At 59.7% G+C, this 25952-nt stretch carries 21 protein-coding genes and 3 pseudogenes; 9 read left to right on the forward strand and 15 right to left on the reverse strand.

What is annotated here, in order from left to right; all coding sequences use genetic code 11:
• The first annotated feature begins 51 nt into the window (after positions 1-51).
• The 3 genes from BS629_RS27885 to BS629_RS27895 all read left to right on the forward strand — a co-directional run bounded on the left by BS629_RS27885 (position 52) and on the right by BS629_RS27895 (position 3625).
• Positions 52-1956 (forward strand): AAA family ATPase, encoded by a 1905-nt coding sequence (locus BS629_RS27885; RefSeq protein WP_077988631.1) that lies wholly within the window; start codon positions 52-54, stop codon positions 1954-1956.
• 306 nt (positions 1957-2262) lie between these two features.
• The gene (locus tag BS629_RS27890) at positions 2263-2934 is read left to right on the forward strand and encodes a hypothetical protein (RefSeq protein WP_077988632.1); all 672 of its coding nucleotides are present in this window, start codon (positions 2263-2265) and stop codon (positions 2932-2934) included.
• Between the two features lie 79 nt (positions 2935-3013).
• A complete protein-coding gene (locus BS629_RS27895; RefSeq protein WP_245315117.1) occupies positions 3014-3625 on the forward strand; it encodes a nucleotidyltransferase domain-containing protein in 612 nt (203 codons plus the stop codon).
• A 16-nt stretch (positions 3626-3641) separates the two neighbouring features.
• On the opposite strand, the gene BS629_RS27900 is transcribed toward BS629_RS27895, so the two are convergent.
• Both BS629_RS27900 and BS629_RS27905 read right to left on the reverse strand, forming a co-directional pair.
• Complete coding sequence (locus tag BS629_RS27900; protein WP_077988633.1) at positions 3642-4121, reverse strand: hypothetical protein; 480 nt, start codon at positions 4119-4121, stop codon at positions 3642-3644.
• A gap of 52 nt (positions 4122-4173) precedes the next feature.
• A complete protein-coding gene (locus BS629_RS27905) occupies positions 4174-4560 on the reverse strand; it encodes a helix-turn-helix domain-containing protein (protein ID WP_342588342.1) in 387 nt (128 codons plus the stop codon).
• 473 nt (positions 4561-5033) lie between these two features.
• Here BS629_RS27905 and BS629_RS27910 point away from each other — a divergent pair, with 473 nt between their 5' ends.
• Positions 5034-7331, forward strand: coding sequence for an AAA family ATPase (locus BS629_RS27910; RefSeq protein ID WP_077988635.1), 2298 nt, complete (start codon positions 5034-5036; stop codon positions 7329-7331).
• A gap of 440 nt (positions 7332-7771) precedes the next feature.
• On the opposite strand, the gene BS629_RS40070 is transcribed toward BS629_RS27910, so the two are convergent.
• The 4 genes and pseudogenes from BS629_RS40070 to BS629_RS27935 form a co-directional block, all read right to left on the reverse strand.
• On the reverse strand, positions 7772-8410 hold the full coding sequence (locus BS629_RS40070; RefSeq protein ID WP_077988636.1) for a hypothetical protein: 639 nt from the start codon (positions 8408-8410) through the stop codon (positions 7772-7774).
• A 279-nt stretch (positions 8411-8689) separates the two neighbouring features.
• The gene (locus BS629_RS27920) at positions 8690-9769 is read right to left on the reverse strand and encodes an SOS response-associated peptidase family protein (RefSeq protein WP_077988637.1); all 1080 of its coding nucleotides are present in this window, start codon (positions 9767-9769) and stop codon (positions 8690-8692) included.
• A 319-nt stretch (positions 9770-10088) separates the two neighbouring features.
• A pseudogene (locus BS629_RS27930) lies at positions 10089-10285 on the reverse strand (hypothetical protein).
• An 8-nt stretch (positions 10286-10293) separates the two neighbouring features.
• The gene (locus tag BS629_RS27935; RefSeq protein WP_077988639.1) at positions 10294-10692 is read right to left on the reverse strand and encodes a hypothetical protein; all 399 of its coding nucleotides are present in this window, start codon (positions 10690-10692) and stop codon (positions 10294-10296) included.
• Positions 10693-11311: 619 nt separating this feature from the next.
• Between BS629_RS27935 and BS629_RS27940 the strand changes: the two genes are divergently transcribed.
• A complete protein-coding gene (locus BS629_RS27940) occupies positions 11312-11923 on the forward strand; it encodes a response regulator (protein ID WP_077988749.1) in 612 nt (203 codons plus the stop codon).
• Positions 11924-12045: 122 nt separating this feature from the next.
• On the opposite strand, the gene BS629_RS27945 is transcribed toward BS629_RS27940, so the two are convergent.
• The 3 genes and pseudogenes from BS629_RS27945 to BS629_RS39390 all read right to left on the reverse strand — a co-directional run bounded on the left by BS629_RS27945 (position 12046) and on the right by BS629_RS39390 (position 13667).
• Complete coding sequence (locus BS629_RS27945) at positions 12046-12984, reverse strand: sialate O-acetylesterase (RefSeq protein ID WP_077988640.1); 939 nt, start codon at positions 12982-12984, stop codon at positions 12046-12048.
• A gap of 277 nt (positions 12985-13261) precedes the next feature.
• A pseudogene (locus tag BS629_RS40075) lies at positions 13262-13503 on the reverse strand (hypothetical protein).
• Positions 13504-13520: 17 nt separating this feature from the next.
• On the reverse strand, positions 13521-13667 hold the full coding sequence (locus tag BS629_RS39390) for a hypothetical protein (protein WP_184328243.1): 147 nt from the start codon (positions 13665-13667) through the stop codon (positions 13521-13523).
• Between the two features lie 176 nt (positions 13668-13843).
• Between BS629_RS39390 and ligD the strand changes: the two genes are divergently transcribed.
• The 4 genes and pseudogenes from ligD (at position 13844) to BS629_RS27970 (ending at position 21295) form a co-directional block, all read left to right on the forward strand.
• Positions 13844-14893, forward strand: coding sequence for a non-homologous end-joining DNA ligase (gene ligD, locus BS629_RS27955; RefSeq protein ID WP_077988641.1), 1050 nt, complete (start codon positions 13844-13846; stop codon positions 14891-14893).
• 664 nt (positions 14894-15557) lie between these two features.
• Positions 15558-17333, forward strand: coding sequence for a hypothetical protein (locus BS629_RS27960; RefSeq protein ID WP_077988642.1), 1776 nt, complete (start codon positions 15558-15560; stop codon positions 17331-17333).
• Between the two features lie 490 nt (positions 17334-17823).
• Positions 17824-18738, forward strand: a pseudogene (locus BS629_RS27965) (cation diffusion facilitator family transporter).
• A gap of 205 nt (positions 18739-18943) precedes the next feature.
• Positions 18944-21295 carry a phospholipase C/P1 nuclease family protein gene (locus BS629_RS27970; RefSeq protein ID WP_143529707.1) on the forward strand — a complete coding sequence of 784 codons (2352 nt, stop codon included), beginning with the start codon at positions 18944-18946 and terminating at the stop codon, positions 21293-21295.
• Between the two features lie 59 nt (positions 21296-21354).
• Here BS629_RS27970 and BS629_RS27975 read toward each other — a convergent pair whose 3' ends face one another.
• From BS629_RS27975 to BS629_RS28000, 6 genes are all read right to left on the reverse strand, one after another.
• Positions 21355-21822 carry a copper chaperone PCu(A)C gene (locus BS629_RS27975; RefSeq protein ID WP_077988644.1) on the reverse strand — a complete coding sequence of 156 codons (468 nt, stop codon included), beginning with the start codon at positions 21820-21822 and terminating at the stop codon, positions 21355-21357.
• A 180-nt stretch (positions 21823-22002) separates the two neighbouring features.
• Positions 22003-22656: an SCO family protein gene (locus BS629_RS27980; protein ID WP_245315118.1), complete on the reverse strand. Its 654-nt coding sequence runs from the start codon at positions 22654-22656 to the stop codon at positions 22003-22005.
• 114 nt (positions 22657-22770) lie between these two features.
• Positions 22771-23322, reverse strand: coding sequence for a TlpA family protein disulfide reductase (locus tag BS629_RS27985; protein ID WP_077988646.1), 552 nt, complete (start codon positions 23320-23322; stop codon positions 22771-22773).
• A 54-nt stretch (positions 23323-23376) separates the two neighbouring features.
• Positions 23377-23820 (reverse strand): DUF411 domain-containing protein, encoded by a 444-nt coding sequence (locus BS629_RS27990; protein ID WP_077988647.1) that lies wholly within the window; start codon positions 23818-23820, stop codon positions 23377-23379.
• Positions 23821-23848: 28 nt separating this feature from the next.
• Positions 23849-25303, reverse strand: a complete 1455-nt coding sequence (locus BS629_RS27995; protein WP_077988648.1) for a multicopper oxidase family protein — start codon at positions 25301-25303, stop codon at positions 23849-23851.
• 129 nt (positions 25304-25432) lie between these two features.
• A complete protein-coding gene (locus tag BS629_RS28000; protein WP_077988750.1) occupies positions 25433-25789 on the reverse strand; it encodes a hypothetical protein in 357 nt (118 codons plus the stop codon).
• Between the last annotated feature and the right edge of the window lie 163 nt (positions 25790-25952).

Here is a 25952-nt window from a genome sequence, read left to right on the forward strand (position 1 = left end):
CAGACGGGCACGTGATCGTTACGAGCGAGGTGTTCGGATACTTCCGTGGCGATGACGAGCACTTCGTCCGCACGCGGAACCATTGGTATCAACTGGGCGAAAAGAGGGGCTGAGGTCATGCAGCACAGAATGACTGCAGCCGCGTTTAAGGAAGTGCGAAAACGTCCCGGCGTCCTGCTCGCCTATTTCCTACTTCGGCGCGCGTTTCGAAATACGCCGCAGTTTCGAGGAAACATCGCGGGCACCCTAATCGCAATTGTTGACAAGCGGTGGATCGGGCGTTTTGAACGGGCCGGCCAACTGCTTCTGTCGGGGCAGGCCAAAGCGTTTTTCCGCCCCGAATTGACCCGCCATCAAGTCATTACGGTGGAGACCGGTTCAAGGAAAAAGGTCGACATGGACGTGCTGAGAGGCTTCGCACAGACGATTGTCGTAGCGGATAGTCCGCAGGCTCTTTCCAAGACGATACGACTCGCCGCCGATGCCATGTTTGTCGTCGAGAAGCCCTCAGCGCGGCACGTGATGGCGATCAGAAAGCTGGCTGGTCGGTCCAGGGTCGAACTCGGGGAGGCAGAGAAACTCGTCCACCAGGATTGGGATGTGCTTGACGCACTTCTTTGCCGACAGGTGCTCGGCGACAATGCGTTCGAATCCTCGGCCATGCAGGATTCAATTACGGAAGTGCAACCACGCCTCAGTGAGTTGCCGGGCTATGCAAAGGCGAAACCTTGGGCGGCGGAACTTGCAGCCGACGTCGCGTCGTGGAGAAACGGAACGCTGGAGTGGTCTCAGGTCGACAGGGCAGCGCTCTTGACGGGTCCACCGGGAGTAGGGAAGTCCTTTCTGGCGGGAGCCCTTGCGGCCGAACTTCAAGTCGCACTCGTCGCAACGTCCCCTGGGCAGTGGCAGTCGTCCGGTGGCGGATATCTGGGCGACATGCTGAAGGCCATGCGCGCCTCGTTCGAAGAGGCACGTTCAAACGCCCCGGCCGTGCTGTTCCTGGACGAGCTCGACAGCATCGGCAATCGGCAACACCAAAGTCAGCACGCTTTCTATGAAACGCAGGTCGTCAACTTGTTCCTCGAGCTGACCGGGAGCGCCTCGAAGTGGCCCGGCGTGATACTTCTCGGCGCGACGAACCGTCCCGACGATATAGACCGGGCGGTTTTGCGATCCGGGAGGTTCGAGCGTCACATCAGGCTGGAAATCCCGACGCCCGACGAACGTGCGGAAATCCTCTCGTACCATCTATCGGGGCCCTGTTTACAAGAAGTTCGTCCACTCACCGATCTCCTCGAGCAATACAGTCCTGCCGATCTTGAATGGCTGGCCCGCGTCGCCAAACGACGCGCGCGAGCCGAAGGACGCGCAGTCGAGATCGTGGACGTCGAGCGGAGCATGCCCCAACGTCTGAAACTACCCGCCGACGTTCTTCGGCGCGTTGCCTTACACGAGTGCGGTCATGCGTTGATTGCCCTAGATTCCGGCTTCGTAGAGTCCGTCATCGTCTCGGTGACCGATACGATATTGGACGATCCAGCCAGGCAGACCGGCGGGAAGGCGCACTTCGACATGAAGGATTCGTTCCTACAGACCGAGGATTTCCTTCGAGCTCAGATCCGGATCGCCTTGGCTGGCGCGGTTGCGGAACAGGTGGGCATGGGAGGTCGGTCGACGGGAGGGGCTGGAAGCCGTGGCTCGGACCTCGATCTCGCCACCTCGATTGCAATGCGAATGGTGGCGAGCTACGGCATGGGGCCGGTGCCGCGCCTGTACGCCGATCTGGACAGAATTGCCGAATCCTTCCATCCATCGCCCGACATCTCCCGCGAGATCGATCGAATCCTTCGTGAAGAGTGGGACAAGTGCAGGTCATCGCTGATGAGGGACCGTGACAGACTGCTGGCCATGGCGGCGGATCTCGTGCGTCAAAGGAGGCTCTCTCTAGCAGCATAGCTTTGCGGGTTCTCGGACGAAACGTGACCTGTCGTGTCCAGCTCGGAACGCGATCGCCCGCCCTACCACGACCAGGTATCGTGTTCGCCTAGTGCTATCATGATGCGTTTCCGCGAAGATGGACGACGTCCCAGTTCAATGGCTTGCTGACGCCGGCTTGGCGTCTGATATTCGTCGTCTCACCCACCACGACCACGACCAATCTTTTTCCCAACGGAGCTCGATTTTGACCCCGCAAGACCTCGCTTCCCGCCTCCATGCAGAGAAGAGATTCCATATCCAACGCGCGCTTTCCGAATCCTTCTATTGGGGCCGCGCGATCGAACGGAACCAGAAGAAACCTTCGGATCAACGTTTGATCGAGACCTTCTCGAAAGGCCGACTGTCGACGATGTAAAGGAATTCTTCCCGACGTATCAGATCCATCGTGCCCCGTGGCAGTTCGAAACCGTTGCTATCCAAGTAAACGGTCTTCACGACGACAAAGACTGCACGCCGACTTCGGGAATTCAGGCCCTTGCGAAATCCCTTCCCAAGGCGCTCGAGAAATCGAAGGACGGGAAGGCGTTGCAGGATCGCCACCGGACATCCGCGGCGAGTAAGGTAGCGATGTTCGCACGGCCTGGAGACGACGTCTTCATCTGGGATCGGCTGGCGAACGTCGCCGTGGGCGTACGGGTGGCAGCGCGAAACACCGTGGCAAAGGCGATCAAGTATAATGTCAAAGGTCCCAACGGATACGACGTCTTCCATCGCCACTGCATGCTCGAATTGGAGGCCGAACTTGAGGTGGTAGAGTTTATTGCGGCGGTCGATGAGTTCATGGACTTCACCGCCTTTACGCGCTCCCGCAGGGAACCAGAACAGCTCGCTGGGCGACGGTATTTCGAGCGTCGCCTGTTTGACAAGCTGCTGGTCTGCGAAGGGGCGAGGATCGAGGAGCTTCGCGCCGCAGGGAGGGAGTTCGATCGCTCCTAGAAAGAAGCGAACGGCGTTCCAGCAAAGCGCCGACTGGAATCATCGTGCCGCACCAAATATTGGTGTGTTCGAACCAATGATGGGTGCATCCATGTCCCTGGTAGATTTCCTTCTCTCGCGACGGCAACAGAAGATGCTGGCGGCTCTGTTGGTCAATCCACGGCGGCAGTACGGCTCGAACGAGCTTGTTTCAATCGGTGGACCAGGATACGGCGCTGGGAAACGAGCTCTCGACCAGTTCGAGTCGTCGGGACTCGTCGTGAAGACGGCGCGGGGTAACCAGCTCCTTTACTCGATAAACACGGAACACCCGGTCTTTGCGGAACTTCGCTCGATCTGCATCAAGACTTTCGGGATGGGAGAAACGATAGCCGAAGAACTTGCCCCATTCCGTGATCGGATCAGCCTGGCATTCGTGTTCGGCTCGATCGCGCGCGGAACCGACGGCGCCGACAGCGACGTCGATCTAATGGTCGTCGGACATATAGACGCGTTCGAACTTGGGGAAACGATCGAGCGCATCGAAAGGAAGTTAGGTCGGTCGCTCGATCTCAACCTTCACCTTCCAGAAGAATGGGAGGCGTTGAAGACCGATCGGGTTGTCGCCGCGATCCTTGGGCAGCCGAAAATCATGCTTCATGGAGAGATACCGCAGCCGTCTGGCGCGCAGCCCGCCACGAGGCGCACATGATGTCCGCCTCGTAAGGTCAGTTACAATTCTTCGGAGCCTTCAAGGTCTTCACCATCCGGTCGACGAGCGGTCCGTAGCGCTGCTGCTTGGAGGCAGGGTACTCTAGTGTGAAGCTGCCCATTGCATCGTCGCAGAGCGCAATCTGCCGCATGTAGATGATGCGGTCGCCTTTGACCCCGGAGTAGCTCGCCCAGGATGCGCTGCGCTTCTCGTAGGTGAACTTCCAGCCGTCGTCGGATTCGAACTTCCGTCGCAGGTCGCTTTCCTGTGCGAAGCCGCCTTCAGTAACGTAGTTTCCCCACACCGATAACTTCCCTGTCCCGTCCATGCTTTCGAGGCCGATGCCGTCCCCGTTCTCTGGCGTAAGCATGGTCCTGAAGTCCGCAGGCAGGTCGATCTCGTAACCGAAACGACCGTTCTCGTAGCGTTTGAAATCCGCAGCGACAGCCGCAGTGGTGCAAATGGAGACGATGGCGATGGTAGCGAGACGACGCATGGCAGCTTTCTGGATTTCTCTAAAATACTGAGGTGACGAACGATGATCGGAGTCAACAGGCGCCAGCGAGCGATTTCACGAAAGTAACGACGGACTTCCGAATTCGGGTGTCGCCAATCCGCTGGAAGGCTTCATTTAGCTCTTTGCCTTCCGCCGAGGCTATGAACGCCTCAAGATCCTTCACGCCGCCGGGAACGCCATCGTTCGCGCTGGTGTCCTGCCGGAACAAGGTTGCCGGTGAAACGCCGAGCGCGTCCGCAATCTTTTGAAGCCTGCTCGGAGACACGCGATTGGATCCGATCTCATGTTTCTGGATCCGTTGGAAGGAGACGCCGGATTTCTTGCCAAGCTCCGTCTGAGACATCGCACGGAACTGTCTAAGCCGGATGCGGGCGCCAAGTTCCGAGTGGAAAGGAGAGCGGACGATTTCGTACCCTATTCAGGTCTTCCTCTCCTCGCCACCGCACTGACATCGTGCCCGATGTCTACCAGTTAATCCGCAGCCATCAATGCCGTGCACCATCGTAAATAATCATCTCTTCGGTGGATCGCGTCGGTCCCAGGCCAGGTCTCCCCGCGGCCGGTAGGATTCCTCGGCCGCGATTCACTTATAGTTGAGAAATGTCTCTGCAAAGGCTGATTTAAGAAGCAGTGAACTTGCCGAAACAGATGACTCTGGCCTTCGGAGCGATCATGTCCCGAAGTCCTTGCCTGCTGCAAGATCCAACAAAACGGGGTTGGCGAAACCTGTGTGGGCATTGATTCCTTGATGCTTTTTACCGACAGATCCAATCAATGTATCGAATATGACGATTGAGCGGGGTGGAATTTCGGCGTTTCCGGTGCGGATTCGGCCAGAACAACGCATCACATATTGTTGACAAAAACCCGGTTGTATTGTGAGTTCATCTAATGGGGATCATAACGAACATCCGACTGATTCACGGCATGGGTATCCATGCGAATCGCAACGCCCGATCTCCGTCGCTCAATTTCCGTCAATACAATCTCATCTACGGTTTCAACGGCTCGGGTAAGAGCACGCTCTCGCGCCTGTTCTCAAGTCTGCAGGCGGGTGAGCCGCATCCACGCTTGCCAGAGGGCTGCTCTTATGAAGTTTCGCTCGATGATGGTGCCGCCTACGGACATCCGTCGAATCCGACGGGTCTCGAAAAACGCATCTTGGTTTTCAACGCAGATTACATCGAGCAGAACCTGCAGTGGAGCGCGGGGATAGCTAACCCGGTCTTCTATATCGGTGCCGAACAAACAGGCGCCGCTGCCGAGCTGACGCGGATTGAAGACGAGATCACCAAGACCGAGACAGCGCGGACGCTGGCACGCGCGACCGAAAAAGCTGCTGAAAAGACCTTTGCGACATTCAGGCGAGAGCGAGCGAAATCTGTTGCATCACATCTCCATCTCGGCAGCCGCAAATACGAGGCACCAACTCTCGCCAAGGATTACGATTCCTGGAAGGACGATGCCGGCGTCGGCTTGACGGAAGAAGAACTGCGGGCTGCTGAGGATACCCGTCGGTCGGACGAGCCGATGCCCGCAATTGAACTGATCGCATTCGACGAGCCGAGCATCGGCGTTGCCTACAGATTCATTTCCGAGATCTGCGCACAGTCGTTGGCAAAAATTGCGCTTGATGAGGTTGAACGCTACCCGGCCATGCTGATGTGGCTGAAGCAAGGCCACGAATTCCATAAGGCCAACGAGGTCGAGAAATGCCTGCACTGCGGTAACGTGGTTACCAGCGACAGGCGGGCTCAACTGGATTCGGCGCTCGACGACCGAGTAGACGAGTTCATTGCGCGCCTCGCCAAGACCTCTGATCGCCTGAATGATCTACTCGGAACGCTCTCGCGCATTGAAAAAAACGTCCCCTCCAGGGACGCACTTGTCTCAGAAGTGCGAGTAGGATTCGGCGAAGCTAGGAGAGATGTCGAGCAGGCCGTCCAGGAGACGATCAAGAATCTCATCGGCCTCCAGAAGGTGCTTGAAGCGAAGCAAGCGCGCCCCGCATCACCTGCCGATCTGGGGAGGCTGGCATCCGAAACCGATGTCCTCGAATCCGCGAGGAAGTTGGCGGGCGCAGTGCTGTCGATAAATGAGCTGATCAGTCTCCACAACGGCACGGTAGCCAACTTCAACAAGCACAAGCATGATGCCGAGATCGCGATCCGACGTCACTTCCTGCTGGAAGCACGCGGCGACTATGCAAAGCATCTGAAGGAATTGTCGACTGCGACGCTTGACGTCGAAGCAAAGGGCCAGGCCCTCGAAAAACTGACGTTGAGCGCGGCCGAACTACGGCGCAAAATTCGTGCGCATGGTCCGGCGGCCACCCTCATCAACAAGCTCATCGCATCCTATCTTGGGCACGGGGAACTGACGATCCACCCGATCGAGGAGGGATATCAGCTTCACCGGCACGGAACACTAATTACCGGAATACCCAGCGAGGGCGAGAAGACAGCAATCGCGATCTCATACTTCCTGTCCTCGATCGAGGCCGAAAACCGCAAGCTCAAGGATGTCATCGTGGTAGTCGACGATCCGGTCTCCAGTCTCGACACCAAGGCGCTCAACTTTGCATGCTCGCTTGTCCGCGGGAGGCTCGACAAGGCTGGTCAGGTCATCGTGATGACCCACAACCTCCAGTGCATGAACGAATTCCGAAAAGGGTGGAAAAGTAAAGCACGACCGCCCGAGGGAAAGGATCCGACTGCGACATTCCTGTTCATCGACGTCGGCATCCCGGAAGGCCAGACGAAGCGAACATCAACAATCGTCGAGATGTCGAAACTGCTCAGAGAATACGACTCCGAGTACCACTTTCTCTTCAGCCATGTTCTCCGCTTCATCGAGAAGACCGACGCCCACGACGAGCACGGGTACATGCTTCCGAACGTCATGCGGCGCGTACTGGATGTCTTTCTTGCCTTCAAGTGTCCAGGCAGCTCGGGATTGAGTGGGCAGATGGCCAAGCTCTATTCCGACTATCCAGAACTCGATCGCGACAAGCTGACCGCGCTCGAGCGGCTTTCTCAAATCGAGTCTCATTCGGACAATCTGGACGATCTCCTTTCATTCTCCTCGATGACCTTGGAGGAGACGCGCGCCGCGGCAAAAGCGCTGATCGAGATGATGGAGGACGTCGATCCAAAACATCTCGCAGGCGTAAGGAAGCTGTGCCGATGAATGGCGAGGGCTCAGTCTTCGGTCATCGTTCGCGTTTTCGAGGGAGTTCATGATGAGCCATTCCCACATCGAAATACCCGCGGCTTTGTACGCCGCCTATACTAGTTCCAGCGCCGCAGTCGCGTCCGCGCCTGTGATGCCGAGGAACTCGCAGCCCAGCATTCCCCCTTCGGGGACCTGTGTTCTTCCGATCGGCGTAGGCTTGCCTCCCGCCCGGTTTCGGGGGCCTCTCGAAGAGAAGCGTTATGACGGCCTTTGCAAATGTGGCCCCTACGAAGGGAGTAACGACTGTAACGCTCGACAGCCTCCACTCCGACTTTGTCGGGAGTAACGTTCAAAGCGGCGAATGAACGCAATCCGGGTGGGGCGACATCATGAAGAAGATTTACGCGGGTATTCTATTCTACACAGCCATATGCGGCACGGCCGCGGGTGACGATTTAATGCCGTTGCTTGAGGATCCGGCCGGAACCCTTGTAGGCGTGGGTGATGCTGTACTTGGAAACGGTCCAATAGATTTGATCCCAGGCGTAAAGGACGCACAGGACAAGTTCTTGACACAGGCAGCCGGGAACGGGGCAGAATTTGTCAATGGGCTTACCAGCGATGCAGGCACGGCGTTCCAACAAGCTCTTACCAATGGCGATAAGGCTTAGAAGGACGCGGCCCGAAACGCGATGAAGGCCGCCAACGATGCCGTGGATGCAGTTAAGGCAGCAGAAAAGTTTGTCGAGCGCCAACTGAAGGGATTGCCCACTATCCTTAGCGATTCCGAGAAGCGCGCGCGGGAAGGAAAGGTCATCGATGCGATCTGGCATGTAGGCATTGATCAAATGAAGAACACGAACAAGAATGCTGCCGAGCTTATTCCCCTGCGCAGCCGCCTCGAGCTTCCGCCTGAGTGCCTGTTCTTGCTCATATGACTTATGCGGGAAATGCTCGAAGCACCACCAGCGGGTCGGCACGGCCGGGGATGGGCTGTTGCCCCAACCGCCCCATTCCTTGCATCCCTCTTCCTCGCAATAGTGGACATACATTTGCGGCGCGTTCGTCAACGCCGGCTTATCGGTGTCGCTCATATTCCCTCGTCATCTCGGTATCTTTTTGGCCGCAAACTTGCAGCGGCCTCTGCCGCCGCACTTCGTGCACTTCAATTGCCGCTCTAGATCGTGCAGCAGCGCGTTCTTGCCGTACCGCCGTATCAGCGGCCGACGATCCATGACTGTATCCCTGAGGCAATCCGGGCACGCTGCCAGTAGAATATACCAGTTGGGGATATCCTCGATCGTGGCTGTCGGCCCTGGTCGTTCAAGAGGTCGTTGCCTGCGCACCATGGCTTTTGCCCGCCAAAGCCCTCATCACAGCAATAGCCTTGGTTCGGCATTGGCATCGGCCACTATCTCTGTCGCCGGTAAAAGTACGAGTTGATCATTGCGGAGCGGTCGCTGCAGCTTGCTTGCCTCCTCCCAGGGAGCAGTGAGCCATGTCTCGAGCTCATCCTGGTTGGTGAGGATCGCCGGCATTGCCTTCTGATGGATCGGCGCCACGATCGCGTTAGGCTCCGTCGTTAGGAACCCAAAAAGGTCTGCGGTTATCAACCCCTCCTTGATCTTCCGGACGCTCTGCCACTGCGGCACCCAAATTCCTGCGAAGAACATCAGCGGGCGGCTCGGATCGGCGGCGAACCATGCATTCGGCGTTCGTCCGCCCTCGGGCTTGCTTGCGGGATCGGGCTCGGCAAAACTTGTGAAGGGCACGACACAGCGAAACTCGGTGCCGTGCCAGCGCTTCCAGTGCTTGCTGGTGACGTTGCGGACATTGGTTGTCCCGCCATCGGGCTCCATCTTCAGCAGCTCTTGAAAGTCGAATTGCTTGCCCTTTTTGCGCAGCGCGTCGGCACGCTTTTTTGCTGCCTGAAAAAGAGCCTGAGATGAACTCGGTAGGCCCCAGCGGACCTGTGCCAATTCACGGCCGGCGGGGGTGTTGCGAACGATCGGCGCCATGCGGTCCGGCCAGATCTCTGCAGTCGGCTCCATGTTGCCGGTGCTGTCGATCATCGCTCGAGTAATTCCGCGGATAGCCTCCTGGTTACTCAGCATGCTGTAGAGATTGCACACATCGCCCTCCTTTGGCGTCCACGTGCCTTTTCGGCTGACTTGGTTCGTGTCGATGAATTGGCCGTTCCAGCGGTCCCTGAAATGGCGGGCAGCTTCGCGGCTGCTGAAGCAAAAGACAAGATAGTCATCCGCTTCGATCGAAGCCCCATAGCTTTTTGAGCCGCCTTCAATGGCTAGCGCCGAGGTGATCACCGCACCCCGCTCGTGAAGGGGATACGCCTTTTCTCCAGTCTGATAATTTCCCCACCAGATTATGACATGGTGCGGCAGGTGGCTGTCGAGCCTCCAGCGCGCAAGCGGATTCTCGCGTCGAGATGCCATTTCTATAGGGTCCCGTCTTCCCAGATGGGCATTTGGACCGTCTTCACCCTGACCAGTTTCCGAACCACGAGCGTGCCGTAGTCGGATCCCTCCAGTTGCTGCACTTTCACGTTGATATAGTCTCCGCTTCGGCAGGGTTCGCACCGAAATCGAACGCGAGCGAGGCTGGTGTCTCGTCGAAATTTGAGGATGTCTCGCGGTCGATAGCGGTGGGTCGTGCGACATAGTTGGCACGTCACGACCAGTAGCTGGTCGGCATAGTCCGCCTGGCTGAGCGTCCAGCCACGCAGCTTTTTGTCGTAATTCATCTCGGGCATTGTCAGTCTCGATCGTAGCTCGGCCGCCAGCCGCGTGTCATGCCTCGGCCCATAGCGCCTTCTGTCAGTGCCAGTGCCGGCGAAGGTGGCGGATATCCTGAAGCAGAGTGCCGATCGCGGCCTGCATATCGCCTTTGTGATAGGCGACAACCTCGGCAAGCTCGTCGTCTACCTGTCTTGCATTTCCTCCCGGTTTCATGACTGCACTCAACGAATGTGCCCCTCCATTCGGAGATATTCGGATAACGTCGCTATGGCTTTTTCAACATCCTCGGTGCAGGAAAACCTGAATGGCCTAGTGGCCACGTCGACAAGGATCGGATCACGGGTCTCAGGGTCGGAGCCTGCTATTTCAACGGTCAGATAGATGCCGCAGGCCTCTCCGGCACCTTCATCGATCGCCATTTGAACACCTCCCAAACTGCAATCGGTCGGTACATCGATGAGATGGGTCTTGAAAAATCTCACGCCGCGACTGCCCGCCACGGCCTCGAGCAGGCTTTCGTGAACCTCGGAGACGTCGATCTCCGTCTCTGGCGGCCACATCACGCCGTCTGGAACCCACTCGTCATCTTCCACGGCTTCGCCGATCGGCTGCTCGCGCATATCCGTTCTCCATATTTTCGGTTTTCAGATTGGCGGCCGCCTCGCCGATGTTCTTATTATGTTCGCATCGATGGCGGAGTCAATAATCAATCTGGGTCAATTGCTTTTTCGGACGTTGCTGATGAAGTGGCGGCATGACCAAGCCACCTCGCATGCCTCCAAAACCGCTGCCGCACGAAGGTGCGCTGCAAGTCTGGCGAAACCGCAGACACAAAAAAAGCCCCACTACGGAGCGGGGCTAAGGTTGAGGTGGGTCGCATCGCGAAGTGTAACGAATCTCCGCACGGCCCGAAGGTTTTACGATCAACGGAGCATATTGTTCCCGTGCCGACAGATTTTTTTGAGTTCGTTTCCCTGTTTCGGGCTCCACGTCGTAGCGAAGCCTTTCTTTCAGTTGAAGAGCGTTATCGACCACCTGCCGGCCGAGCTAGTAGATTTACGCGATCGCCGGCCGGGAGAAGAGCGGGAACTGGCCGCCCATGATGAAAATCACGATTTTTCAAACGGGCTTAACCAAAAGTGTTCTGTCGCTCCTGCAATGCCTCTCTGGACGTTTTCTAACGCCGTGCCATGTGTGTCGAACAGGCAATTATAGGAGTGACAGATGGAGGGTGGCAGCTTGACAGCCATTACGATCGCGATCGTGGACGACCACCCACTTTTTCGAGAGGGCGTGAGCCGCAGTCTGTCTGAAATCAAGGATTTCGTCGTTGTCGGCGAAGGGGCAAGCGCAGATGATGCGGTCACGCTGGCGGCGTCCCATATGCCTGACGTCCTTCTCCTCGATGTGTCCATGCCGGGAGGAGGGATCGGTGCAATTTCCGAGATCTTGGTGCGAAGCCCGCAGACAAATGTCTTGATGCTGACGGCCTCGGAGGAAGTCGACGCCCTAATGGTGGTCATGCGACGAGGCGCAGCCGGATACCTCGTCAAGGGTATTGGATCACGCGGACTTGCTGAGGCTATTCGAACGGTCGCTGGAGGCTCGAGGTACATCTCGCCGACCATGCGCGCCAAGGTCGAACAAAGTCTTCTCGACAGACCGGCTTCACTCACTCCCCGCGAAACAGAGGTGATGGAACTGGTCGCCGAAGGACTTACCAACAAGCATATCGCGCGCCGCCTGGACCTCCAGGAGAAAACGGTCAAGCATCACATGACCGAAATATTGTCGAAGATTGGCGCCAGCAATCGGACGGAAGCAGCAATCAGATGGCGCCAGGGCACCTAGCGCAGCGCTGAAGATTGGCTCATCACTTGTCGAGATCCTATAAGCTGCAGACGTTCGCAATCCTGCCCCGTATCTTCTGCGGGGCTTTTTGTCATGTTGGCGCGAAACCGGTTCAGGCAGGGCTATCGAGAGCTTTCCAAGCGGCGATCGCCGCGCAGAAGGTTCAGCCAGGCCCCCGACACTTTCTCCCCGCCTTTGCCCCCGATATGGCAATCGTCGTAGCGGTCTTCTCCATCGAGCAACGCGTCATAATTTACGCCCTCTCGGATACCGTGGCCGCTTTTTGACAGGACCCGTTGCGCCCGTTCGATCGGATTATCTGGAATATGCTCCTTGAAGCCGCCGTTGCTCGGTTCGAGGCATTTCGATGCGATCGAAATGTAAACGGGTGCTTCGACGCCGTGCTGACGCAACGTGTCGACCATCGACATGAAATGTTCCTGATAGGCCTCCGCACTGGTGCCCATGACGAGGTCCTTCTCTCCTTGCACCCAGAGGACGCTCGTTATCCGATAGCCGGAATCCTGAATCTGTTTCATTGTGTCGACCAGCACAGGATTGAGGTCACCGCCTGTCGCCCATCGTGCAACCTCGGATCCGGAATATGCGAGAGGTGCGAGGATGACGCTGTCATTTTGTCCCGATGCGATCAAATTGTTCCCAAGAAGCGTCCAGTACTCTCCCTTTGTATCGGTCGATCCAAGAAGTGGCGACGCCGCGATGAAGCACCGTTTGTCAAAGGCGTTTACAACGCGGGCGCCATAATTTGACGTGTGCCGTTGTCCACCGTCGTTGGCCGCGTTCGATTGACCAAGAATGAGTAGGACAGCAGTTCGGTCAGTTTGAGTGGGGCAGGTCGCAGGCGTTTTTGATTCATCCCCGATGAGTCGTCCCTTGTTGTCGAAAGTATAACGGCTTGGAGCCGCCGGCTTCTCTCCGCCCACCATTTTCCTCAGCGCGGAAAGCTGTGGCCAAGGAAAGATCTCATGTCTCGCACTCACGCCGCCGAGAAAGTAGATGGCGATCAAGGCGGCGAGGCCGACTGCCATTGTTTTCCGCATGTCGTTACCTTTCAAACACAGCGTCATCAGGGAGGTTCTGACTGGAGTTGGGCAACATGCTCGAACCTCCCTGACGTCCTTGCAAGGATCGGGAGCCTGACAGCCTGACATCCTTGCAAAGATCAGGAAGATCTAAGCCGGATCGAACCGAGAGAAAGGCGGACTTAAGTCGGACAGGCGACCTCGGGACCTGCAGCACATATCTGGTTTGAAGCAAGGTGAAGGTCCGTGGAGGATTAGCCTACCGTCGATGTGACGCTTTTAGCTTTCCGTAGTGCTACTCAACCCTCCGGCATGCCTCTCGCGACGTTGCCTCCCATTCGCTGTGAGGAACGATATGTTCTCGTACCCATGGGACGTGGGTTGCGTTCCACTTCCACATACCACCTTGCCGTGGCTCGTCTGGTCTAGCTGGATTCGGCCGAACGACTGTTCGCCATCGAACCCCGTAAAGTCCTGATGTCCTTCTCCTGGCCAAGTTCCGCGCCATTTGTATCTTGGCTGATATTGATCTGACACCGGGTAGCCTCATCGAATTAGCAGCCGAGCTGGGCTTCCGCCCATATCATCTCGATGAACTCGGCGCTGGTCATGATCCTGGTTTCGTGGAAACCAAATTCACTGACGAAGGTGACCGCCCAGAGCGCACTGTCGACCTGAACTGCCATATGGAATGATCTCATAGTTGCCTCCTTTTTTCGAAGAAGACAGCACGGCAGTCGAGACGTGTCGACTCGCAAAACTGCGGGTCACCCATCGGCGACCGTCCAGGGATGTTGCTAGATGTTCTCGCCGGCAGACGAGTCAATAATGAATCTTAGTCAATTGCTTTTTAAGGTGTGGCTGCTGAACTGCAGTCATGACAAAGCCGTCCCGCAAGACTTCCAAGCCGCTGCTCGGTGAAGCCGATGCGCCGCTCCGCAGTCGCCCACGTCGGCGCCGAGATCCCGCGCAGCCGAACCTTCCCCTCGACCCCATGCCGGATCGCATAGATCCTTGCCTTGCTCTCCTCAAGCCGAAGCCGCCCAAAGGGCCGCATTGGGCTTTCGAGGTGAAATGGGATGGCTATCGCCTGGCAGTCCACATCGCGCCGTCCGGAGTGCGAATCCTGACGCGCGGCGGCCATGACTGGACCGATCGCTTCCCTGCCATTGCCACCGAGGCAAGACGCCTTGCCGTGGCGACGGCAATACTGGACGGCGAAGCGGTCGTGTTTGACGAGCATGGCCGATCGGACTTTGGCAGGCTTCAGCAGTCGCTCGGCGGCCGCGGCGGCAAGAGAATGTCCCGCGAAGCGGTCTTGATGGCGTTCGACCTGCTCTATTTCGACGGGCGGGACCTTACCGGAACCGAGCTTTTCGCACGGCGCCATCTCCTCGAGGGGCTGGTACCGGCCAGCGGCGAGGAGGCCATCCGATTATCCGAGGAGATCGACGCGGATGGTGACGTGCTTTTGCGCATAGCCTGCGAGCATGGGCTCGAAGGGATCATCGCCAAAGACCGCAACAGCGCCTACCGAAGTGGGCGCGGCGGCTCATGGCTGAAAATCAAATGCGTACAGAGCGACGGCTTCCTGATCGTTGGATTTGAGAAGTCGACAGCATCCTTTGGCGGCATCGGCCGGCTGCTGCTCGCCGCGCGCAAGGGAAGCGATCTGGTCTATGTCGGGGGAGTTGGAACCGGCTTTAACGAACGTTCCGCGAGTGAGCTCCGGGAGCAGATGGACAAGCTGATTATTGGCAAGTCCGCGGTCGATACCGGCAGGAAGCGAAATGCAGTCTTTATCCGTCCGGAGCTTGTTGCTGAGATCGAATATCGAGCTTGGACGGATGATGGAAAGCTGCGGCATGCGTCTTATAAAGGATTGCGTGAGGTGCCCGACAACGCGGCAGTTTACGAAATCGAGTAGAGGCGTTTCAAGTACGTTCAGCAAACGGCTAGCGTGGCATCACCAAGTTCCGCGTCCGATCACGCTGGGGCTAGCCTGCTAGTCACCTTTTCGACCAGGCCATCACTGGGCGCTCCAGCATTACCCACGATGCCAAAGCCATTAGCGTGGATAACGATCCAACGACAACCGTTGTAAACGGGCCACACACGAAGAGGTTCTGCCAAAATGGTCGCTCAATCTAAGAAGAACCGCCCAGACTGGAAGATAGTATAGATAGGCGCCGTAGCTGATCCTGCCCAAGCCGCTTAGAGATTTGTTCGCCAGGATCTTGAAAAGCTGCCCTTTTGAAGCCACAGCCACAAAACATCGCCAGAGGCTACCTCCGCTATGTTCCGATCGGCTCGAAAATAAGACCCGAGCCCGACGGAAAACACCCGAATTGAGGTAGCGCCACCGATCTCCGCCAAACGTCAGGGGAAGGCCGGGGTGCGCCAACTCTGATCATTGGACACCGAACGTCGAAGTTGATCTGCATACTCGATATTAACCTTTTGTTGTACTTGTCGCATGATGCCACTCTACATTAGTTAATGCGAATTCTATGCTAGCATCGCCTGATGTTGGCAAAGGGAAGGTTCGGGCCATCGAGAGGCCGAAAGCATTGAAACGGGGGTATGCCGATATGCCGAAACCATTCAAGCTTGCTATTCTCCGCGCTCGTCACGACCCGGCCTATCAATATATTCCAGACCAGACTTGCATCGAGATGGTCATGACCGGCACACAGTCGGTCCTGCGTTATTGGTCCGATACCACCCACGGTTATTTCGACTTTCTCAACAGCGCACTGTTGCCTTGGGTCGAGGTCACGCTCACGCCGCCTAACACCGATCGCGGAACCCAAGTCACCACCGCGATCCAGGCCGTGCGCGCCGCGAACCCCGGCTTTGACCCCCTTGCGGGTTTCGATGGGGTGCTACTGTTCACGTTGCCCGGCGGGCAGATCATCAGTGGCAGCTTTTCGGGATGGGACGGCGGTTCCGGCAAACTCGGTGACGGCCGACCCTATTCGACGATACCTGTTATCCCTTCCACGGGTGTATTCACCTGCCACGAGCTCGGGCACACGCTCGGCTTCGAGCATACCTTTGGCATCGACAACAACGGCACCGACTGGGCACCTGGCGACGCGACCATCATCGTCGGCCCCGAATATGGAGCGCCGCACGACATCATGTCGGCGGAGACCTTTGGTACGCGCTATCTCGGTACCGGGCCCAAGTGGTCCGGTAATCCGACCTATCGCGGCGACTATATACCCAACTGGCCGACGGACAGCTTCCGTTGGCGCGGTCCGCATATCTCGCGTGCAAACCTCCACCATTTCTATCCGGACGCCTTCGTCGGCGGGCGGGTGGTCGAGCACCCGTTTCCCGTCGCGGGGCAATCGGGGAGGGTGCGCCTGGGGCCGCCCAGCGCAAGAGGCGGCGCGACGCTCCTGATCCTGCATCCACCCGGCGAACCGGGCACCGGAGTTGGCCGTGTCTATGTCGAATATCGACCCGCGCGGGACTGGGATGCCGGACTGAAATACGACTTGTCCAACCTCTCCCAAGCGGGTTTAGTGGTGCACACGCTCGAGACTGTAGCGCCTGGAGTCCAGCGGGTCTGGTATCGGGGCGGCGTCCCCATGAACGGCATCGACTTCGACTTCCAACTGCCCGGAAGCGCGCTCACGATCACGCTTGAGGCTTTCGAGAACGACGATAATGGCTGTTGGGCCGACATATCCTGGTCGCTGGGATCGACTCGCTCCGCCATCATCCAGATCGGCGACGCCATCATAACGCCTCTCGGCCAAAGCGGTTCGAAGGAGGGGCGAACCCCGTGTGGCGATGTCACCACCAAGGTAACTTGGTCCACCTCGACGCTTACCTTTTTTTCTGTGCGTACCCTTGGCTTCGGCGGATCGCCGCTCCCCGGAACCCAACCGACCATCGCCTGGCACGTCGACGGAACGCCGGTGTCCGCTCCCTCGGGCACTGTCGACATTCTCTTCAACGGGTCGACCTTCACTCTGGAATACACGATTGATCCTCTGACCTTTGAGCTCGGTCTGACGTCGCGCGGCGGTGAACGGCTTGGAGCTTCGGTCGACGTCATCGCATCGGAAGCCGGCGGCGGGCCCAGTTCATCCGGTTCCGCGCGGTTCGAGGCGGAAGGATGGCATGAGGAATATACTCCGGAGAGCGTTGCGGTCATCGCCCGATGCATCGACCGCCTGAATCGTTATGTTGTGGTCGAAGACGGGCCGATCAGACCGCATGGGCCTGGGCCCGTCGAACGTCCAGACCCGATCCACATCCGCCAATTTGCCGAGGAGATCCGCTCTGGCGGCCTGGTGCTCCACCCACGGACCCAGATCCAGGTCGATCAACTCAGCCGATTTGGGTTATAGGTGACTGTTGTGGCTGCGGGCGTTTCGAATCTCAGCGACGGCGGATGCTCGGCCGACGCCGCCGCCGAATCTTCCACCGGTCGGCTGTGTTGTTTGGTGAACTTCTCCCGGACTAGCCGTTGACAGCTCCACAAATGTTCTCTCCACGATCCGTTGAAATCGAATGCCGCTTCCCGGCGCCTCCGAAGCCTGAAGCCAAGGTGCGGCTGGACGGCGTCGAAACCCCTCCTGACGACCGAGAGCGCCTCGCCACGAGCGGCGCTCTCCCGGTTCTCGACCCGCTCGGCTGATGCTCCGAAAGGAAGGCTTGCGGACGGGCGGCGGCGTCCGGCAGGGGGTAAGTCATCGGTTACGTCGGCGCGACGGGGATGGCCACGGACTTCGCGGTTGCAGGAGTCGATCTTGACGATTTCCATCGGGAGCCCGCCGGATCGACACGCCGCTGGAGTCGCCGCCCGGCGAGAGAGACACGTAGAGAGGTGCCCTCGAGATGTCGCACGCCCATGAACCCGGATCGCACGCGCATGATCATACCGCCGGGTCAAATGCCCGCTCCCTCGGGTGGGCGCTCGGTCTGACGTCGATCTTTCTCGTTGCCGAGGTAATAGCCGGCGTCGTCTTCAACAGCCTGGCGCTGCTGTCCGACGCCGCGCACATGATGACCGACGTCGCCGCGCTCGCGATCGCGTTGATGGCGATCAAGATCGGCGGGCGGCCCGCCGACGAACGGCGCACGTACGGCTACAAACGTCTCGAGGTCCTGCCCGCCGCCTTCAACGCCATCCTTCTTTTCGCGGTCGCCATCTACGTTCTCGTCGAGGCGATCGGAAGGTTCCGTTATCCGGAGCCGACGGAATCGACCGGCATGCTGGTCGTCGCCGTTCTGGGGCTAGTCGTCAACCTCGTCTCGATGCGGCTCCTCGCCTCCGGCCGGAACGAGAGCTTCAACGTCAAGGGCGCGTATCTCGAAGTGTGGGCGGACATGCTCGGTTCTTTGGGCGTCATCGCGGGCGCGCTGACGATCCGCTTCACGGGCTAGACCTGGGTCGATCCCATCGTCGCAGTCGCCATCGGACTGTGGGTGCTTCCGCGAACCTGGATACTACTGCGCGACACCACGAACGTTCTCCTTGAAGGCGTTTCCGGAGGTCTGAATCTTGCTGAAACCCGCGCAGCGGTCGCGTCCGTCCCCGGCGTTGCGGGTGTTCATGATCTGCACGTATGGTCGACTTCCAGCGACGACGTCAGCTTCACGGCCCACGTCGAGATAGTCGATGGCGAAGATCCGCTGGCTCTGCGCCAGATCGTGGAGGAGATGCTGGAGAAGCGCTTTTCAATCGAACACTCCACGATCCAGGTGGAGGCGAAGGGAGAAGAGCATGACGGACATAACTTCCATCCCTAGGCAAGGGATTGGGCTTCGACCGGAACACTTGTCGCCAACTCTGTGCAGCAACTACCGCCAGACGCCAGTTCTGTGAAATCTGAGGGCTATTTCTCGGATCATCCTTGCCGTCTTGAAGACGTGTGCCGCTCCGTTGTCATTTCAACTTTGGATTTTAATGTTATGTTGGCCCGTCAGCACGCATTGATCGCGAGGGGGAACGGCGATGAGGGACATGCGCAGCACGGATTTCGATTTTTCCACGTTATCGCTCGCGGACCTGATCGAGGCGCGCGACACCTTCCATTTCCATCTGATGAGCAAGGCCAACGTCGTAGGGACGGCCGTGGGGCTCTATCTGATCCGCAACGACGAAGAGTGGCCGAAGAACCCTGGCGAAGGCGCGAATCCTCCCAGAAAGAAGACCTATCCCCGCGAGTTCGGCAACTCGCAGGTGCGCGACTATTCCTGGCCCTGCATCATCGTGCTCGTCCGCGAATGGGTCGACGAGCATGCGTTCGGACGAAAGGGGATGCCCTCGTCGACGGACATGGTTCCGAAACGCATATATCTTCCGGACGGAAGGATAGTTCCCGTATGCACGGTCCTCGCGCCTCCACTTCCGCAGGGAGCCCCTCTGCCGATGACGCCGGTCGTCTGGCCGCAGGAGACTTTGGGCGGCGGACTGCCTCTGCTTGTCGAGGTGCAGAAGGAACAGCATGTCGCCACGATCGGCTGCCTAGTTTCGGACGGCCACACGACCTACGCGCTCACCGCCCGGCATGCCTGCGGCGAGCCCGGCACGGAGGTGATGGCGACGCTGCGAGACGGCGCGAGGAGGATAGGAACCAGCAGCGACCGCCAGATCACGCGCCGCCTGTTCTCGGACGTATATCCGGCGCTCCCCTTGAGGCAGACATGGCTCGGTCTGGACGTCGGCCTCGTTCGGCTCGACGACATGCGCGACTGGACCTCGAACGTCTATGGGCTGCCGAAGATGAAGCCTCTCTTCGACGTCTACGAACAGAATCTCTCCCTCCGGCGTCTCATGGACCAGCCGGTCGTCGCCGTCGGCGGCGCTTCGGGTCTGCTTCAGGGCAAGCTCAAGGCCATGTTCTACCGCTACCGCAGCGTTGGAGGATTCGACTACGTTTCCGACTTCCTGATCGCGCCGGTTCCAGGCGGCAAGGTTCCCCGGCATGGCGATTCCGGCGCGCTGTGGCACCTGCAGATGCCAGGCCCCGACGGGAAGGAGGACAAGCGTCCGATGGCGGAGCGGGACTTGCGCCCTCTTGCAATCGAATGGGGCGCGCAGGTCCTCGCCGACGGAGGCGAGCGTTCGACCTATTCGGTCGCCACAAGCTTGAGCAACATCAGCAAGCTGCTCGACGTCGAACTCGTGATGGAGGACGCCGACGGCGTCTCGGGGACGTGGGGAGCTGTCGGCCACTACTCCATCGGGTCGCTGGCGATCGACCTCGTGAGAGATCCGCAACTGAAGGCGCTGCTGGCGGCCAACGCCGATCTCATGAGCATCCCGCTCGACAGCCTGACCAAGGAGCCGAAGCAGAGGGACCTCCTGGAATCCGGCTTCGTCGCCCTCGCGGACGTTCCCGACATCGTCTGGAAGAAGTACCCGTCGCCGCACCGGAACCGAAAGGGCGAAGACATAGGCGTAGTAGGCGGACGCGATACGATGACCGTGAATCGCCGCTCGTCCGGCCCCGAACATCCGAACCACCATTGCGACGCCGACCAGCCCTTCCGTGGCCATGAGACGCTGCTCGACGCCTGCATCGCCGATCCGAACCTGATATCGGCCGCGTCGTGGAACGAGTACTTCAATGGTCTGGGCGAGAATAACGCGCTTAGAAAAGGCATTCTGCCGCTGCGAATCTGGCAGTATTTCGAACGGCTGAAGGACTATGCGGCCACGGACCCGGCGAAATTCCTCGCCGCGGCAGGAACTCTGGCGCACTACGTCGGAGACGCCTCCCAGCCCCTTCACGGCTCCAGCATGAGCGACGGCGACGAGTCGCGGCAGCCCGACATACCCCGCGACAGTCCCACCCGCGAGAACGCCGATGGCTCGAAGAAGCCCGCCTACCGGGGCGAGGGCGTGCACGGGGCGTTCGAGACCGACATGATCTCGTCCGCCGCCAGCCGCGGCCTTCTGTTCGCAGAGATACTCAAGAACCTTCATGCCGATCACGGACTCGATCTCCGCACGGACGGGCGCGAGGCGGCCCTGGCCGTCGTCGAACTGATGAAGGAGGTCGCAGGTATACTGCCTCCCACCGAAATCATCGACGCCTACGAACGAAGCTTTGCGCCCGGCTCGCCATCCCATAACAAGGCTCTGTGGGCCGATCTCGGCGTCCGCACCGGCGAGGTGATGGCCCTGGGCGTGAGGACGCTCGCGATGATATGGGACGCGGCCTGGACCGAGGGGAACGGAAACGCGCAGGCCGTTCGCCTCGACCCCGACGACCTGAGAACGCTTTACGAAAACCCCGATTTCATGCGGTCGGTGACCGTGGACGAGATCGAACACGAGATTTCGAACCCCATCGTGTGAGGCAGCGTCTCAATAGGGGAGTGAAACGTTGGGGTGGACTTCCCCGGCCCACGTCAGTCTCAGTCGTGACGGCGAGCCTCGGCAATTGGGTCGGAACTTCGTACGACCGCCAGAGCGGTGACCTTGCGGCCGTCCGACAGCGACACGGTCGCCGCCGTCTGGTCGCCGCTTCTCCTGCCTCGTGCCGCGCGCAGGAACAGGGTGTCGCCGCTCATCGAAATCTCGGTGCGGGCGGGTATGGTCACCAGACTCTCATCTGCAGGCTGGTCGAGCACTTCGTCGTCCTCGGTGCTTACGATGTCGACGCCTTCGTATCCGCTCATGGAGACGTTGGTCACCACCACCTCCTGATCGGTGCCATTCCAGATGGTGAGGTACGCGGCGTCCGCCCTCGGGTCTTCGGTCCGCTCGACGTCGACCTCCTCCAGGGTGACGACGCCGGGCGCGTGGACGTCTTCGTCCTGCGCGGCGCTGACGTTGCCGGGCGACATGAAGGAGAGGGCGACGAGGCTTACCAGGCGGAACATGGGTTTCTCCATTTGAACTTCGAGAAATAGCGGCATGCATGACTTTGAACAGCCCAATTTTGCATTGAGGAGCGGGCGCTGGTTCGCGAGGCGTTCAAAGAGCAGGCCGATCTCTGCCGAAACGGGATGCTGTTCCTCGCAGCCTTGATCTGTCCCCGTCGATGGAAGCTGCGCCGACGATCATCTGAACAATCCCTCGACCTTGTCCCAGAAGCTCGGCTCTTCATGTGGATGGGGTTTCTGCGATCTGTTGGTGAGCGCGTTGACGAACGTCACCAGGTTGACCGGTTCGAATTTCAGGCCATGGAACCGTGCCCGCAACTGGCCGTCCTGGTCGATCACGTGGGTGACGATGCCATGCATCTGCATGCCGTCGTCCTCTGCAACGAACTTCAGACCGTATGCCTCGGCGATCCTCCGGGTGCTGTCCTCCGGCTGGTCGGATCTGGCGGTGAGGAGGATCCAGTTGACCGGGTCGACGCCATGGGCCGAGCCATAGTCGCGGAGCACCTGCGGAGTGTCGCGCTTCGGATCCGTCGTGATGGTGACGAACGTGACCATCGTTTTCATCGGCGTCTGGTTCACCATCGCCTGGATCTGGGCGATGCGCTCCGTGTGCAGCGGGCAGACGTCCGGACAGCTCGTATAGATGAAGTTGAGCACCACGACCTTGCCGCGGAGATCGGCGAGGCCGACCGCCTTGCCGTCCGAATCCTGCAGCGCGAAGGCGGGCGCCGGGCTGTCGGCCGGCTGGAAATACTTCTCGTTGTCGCGTAAGTCCTGATCGACCTCGTCCAGCGAGTGCGCGAGCACGGGAGTGATCAGCGTTGTCATCAACGCAAGTCCTAGCAAGGCTGAACGCAGGAAGGCAATGACGTCTTGCTGCGCAGATCCTGCGGATGATGAAAATGAAGTAGCGGTCGCCGTCGATGTCGAAGTGGTCATGAGTTATTCCTTCTGCGGCTTGAGAACGAGTCCGTCCTCTCTGAGGGCGATGACCGATCGGAGGAAGGCGGTCATGTCCGGCGCGTCCCATTCGGCTGGTCCGACGAGCCTTCCAAGCTCCCGCCCCTGCGGGTCGACCAGTAGCGTCGTCGGCAGGCCGAAGGAAACAAGTGCAAACCCGGCCTGGCTCGTCGCATCCACGTGGATGGCGAGATGCTGGACGCCGGTCTCGGCATAGAACTTCTTCACCGCATCCGGTCCGCCGCGATCGATCGAGAGCGCCACCACCTCGAAATCCGGGCCGCCGAGGGTGGCCTGAAGCCGATCGAGCGTCGGCATCTCCTTCCGGCAGGGCAGGCACCATGACGCCCAGACATTGAGGAGGACGACCCTGCCGCGGAAGATGTCCAACGTCTGCGGCCTGCCGGCGTCGTCGGTGAATTGAAGCGCAGGGACTGGCTCCGGCGCGTCGTGGAACACGAAGCTCTTCGGCGGCCCTGCGGCGGCGGGAGATGCCAGGACAAAGGCCAGTGCCGCTATGAGGAACCATCTCATGGCGTCTCTTCCCCTGCGCTGATTTCGTTCATGGACATGTTCCGAGGCCCTCGATCACTCCGTCGCGTAGACGGACGGTGGCTTGCCGTCCTTGGTGACAGAATAGATCACGAAGTCTTCAGTCTTGGGGCCGGTCATGCCGGGCGATCCCATTGGCATTCCCGGCAATGTGATGCCGGCGATGGCGGGCTTTTCCGACAGGAGCTTGCGGACAATGTTTACCGGCACATGCCCGTCGACCACATAGCCGTCGATGAACATGGTATGGCAGCCCTCCAGATCCTCGGGCACGCCGGCCTTGCGGCTGATCTCGGCGAGGTCGTTGGTCGCCTTGACGTCGACGTCGAAGCCGTTCTCACGCAGATAGGCGGCGTAGCCTTCGCAGCAACCGCATTGAGGGTTCTTGTAGAGCATTGCGTGACCAGGGCCGTCGGCAGTCGCGGGAAGCGGCAGGAGCAGGGCAGCGGTGCCTGCGAGGAGAAAAGTACGTCTTTGCATCGGAGTTTTCCTTTCACAATGTTAGAGTTCAGGCGACACGCAGCACGGTCATCATGCCGGTCATCTGGTGGTCCATGACGTGGCAGTGCAGCATCCAGTCGCCGGGATTGTCGGCGACGAAGGCGGCTTCGACGACGTCCTTCGGCGCCATCAGCACGGTATCCTGCCATTCGCGGTGCGGGACGGGCGCTCCGTTGCGGCTCAACACCCGCATGCTGTGGCCGTGCAGGTGCATCGGATGCCACCAGGCGGTCTGGTTGCGCAGGATCAGTACGACGCTGCGTCCGCGCTGAAACGTGAGGGCCGGCTCCATGCCCGCATGGCCGTCGCCGGTCATCGACATGCCGTTGATCGCCCAGGCCGGGCCGCCGCCCATGCCCATCATCCCCTGCATCATTCCACCACCCATCATTCCCCCCATTCCCGCCATCATGCCTTCGCCCATCATGCCGCCCTGGAGCGTCAGGTCATGACGCTCGGCCGTTCCAAGGTCGGGTTCCGGCAGGGGGTTGCGTGGAAGGCCAAGCGACGCGTCGAGAGGACGCCCGCGAAGAGGCGGCTGTTGGTCATAGGCGAGTTGCGTCAGCCGATAGGACAGGCCGTCGTAGAAGTCGTCGACGACCTCGTAGCGCCGTCCCGGTTCCCCATGCATGTCCAGGACGACGTCGACGCGCATGGCGGGCCCAAGCAGGATGCGGCCGCCGTAGGGTTCGTGGGGATCGCAGGGCTGGCCGTCGATAGCGACTACCACTGGCTCGTGCCCCTCGAAGCGCAGCGCCATGATCCGCGCGAGCGAACCGTTGATAAGGCGTAGGCGGACGCGTTCGCCGGCGCGAACCGGTTCCCCCTCCGAGGCATGACCGTTCAGGGTGACGGTGTTTCCGACGCGGCCGGACATCGCCGCCTCCATCCGGTTGCCGAAGCCGGAGGCGATCTCGCCCGTCTCCCTGAGCCGCCAGTCGGCCAGGAGCCAGAGCAGATCGCGGTCGACGGCGACAGGGTCGCGCTCGTCGACGATCACGGCTCCGGCGAGGCCGCGGCCAAGCTGTTCGAGGCTGTTGGCGTGCGGGTGGTACCAGAACGTCCCGGCATCCGGTGGCGTGAACTCGTAGACGAAGCTATCGCCGGGCTTGATCGCAGGCTGCGTCAGGCCTGGCACGCCGTCCATGGCGTTGGGCAGCCTGATACCATGCCAATGGACCGTGGTCTCCTGGGCGAGCCGGTTTTCGACGACGAGCCGAGCGGATTCGCCTTGCCGCAGGCGCACGAGCGGTCCCGGTACGGTTCCGTCGTAGGCCCAGACGCCGGTCTCCGGACGATCCGGGCCGGCGAGACGCGCGCGGGCCTGCCCGGCGACGATCAGGTACTCGTTCGAGCCTGCCGCACGCAGCATCGATGACGGCGGCCCAGCGGCCAATAAAAGGCCCGCGCCGGCCTGGAGAAAACCCCGGCGAGAGACGCGGCCATTGAATTCGGTATTCACAGTCGATCCTTCCGATCATCGTTGATGGCGGAACGCGCTGCCTTCGTGGTTGTGGATACACACGTGCCACGACACGGCGCATACGCGTTCGCTTGCCCGGTTCGGTCGCGTCAGACGACCGCCGGAACGTCAGCCGATGTCGGTGGTTCGCGGAGGATGCAGATCGGGCGGCGCTCTCGTGCCACGGAGGAGCGAGTTACTTGTGGGGAACGAGGCGATCTGTCCGACAACCGGCACGGATGCTCCCTCGGGAAGCACGGCAAGGATGGGCGTCGTGCAGACGACGCTGCACGCCATCGCCTTCATGCCGTCGTCACCGCCGTCCGGGCAGTCCGGGCAGCCGTCATGCATCGAACCGGTCATCTGAGAGGCCATCGCCATTTTCATCGACATGGCTGTTACCTGGGCGACGGACAGGCTCATCCCCACGGCGACGAAAACCGCGAGGAACAAGGCGACAAGCTTGCGAGCCGACCAGCGTTTCATGGCAGTATAGAAGATGACGCTAAAATACGTCGAACACAAGCCGCGACTGCGTCCGGCCGCATCCCCACGCCCGCGTCTTGGAACGACTGTGTCCGCGACACGGGCGAAGACTTCAGCGGTAGAACAGATATTTGACCAGCGCGGCGATCAGGAGAACGACCAC

Origin of the sequence: Rhizobium leguminosarum bv. viciae USDA 2370, assembly GCF_002008365.1 — a bacterium.
Lineage (GTDB): Bacteria > Pseudomonadota > Alphaproteobacteria > Rhizobiales > Rhizobiaceae > Rhizobium > Rhizobium leguminosarum.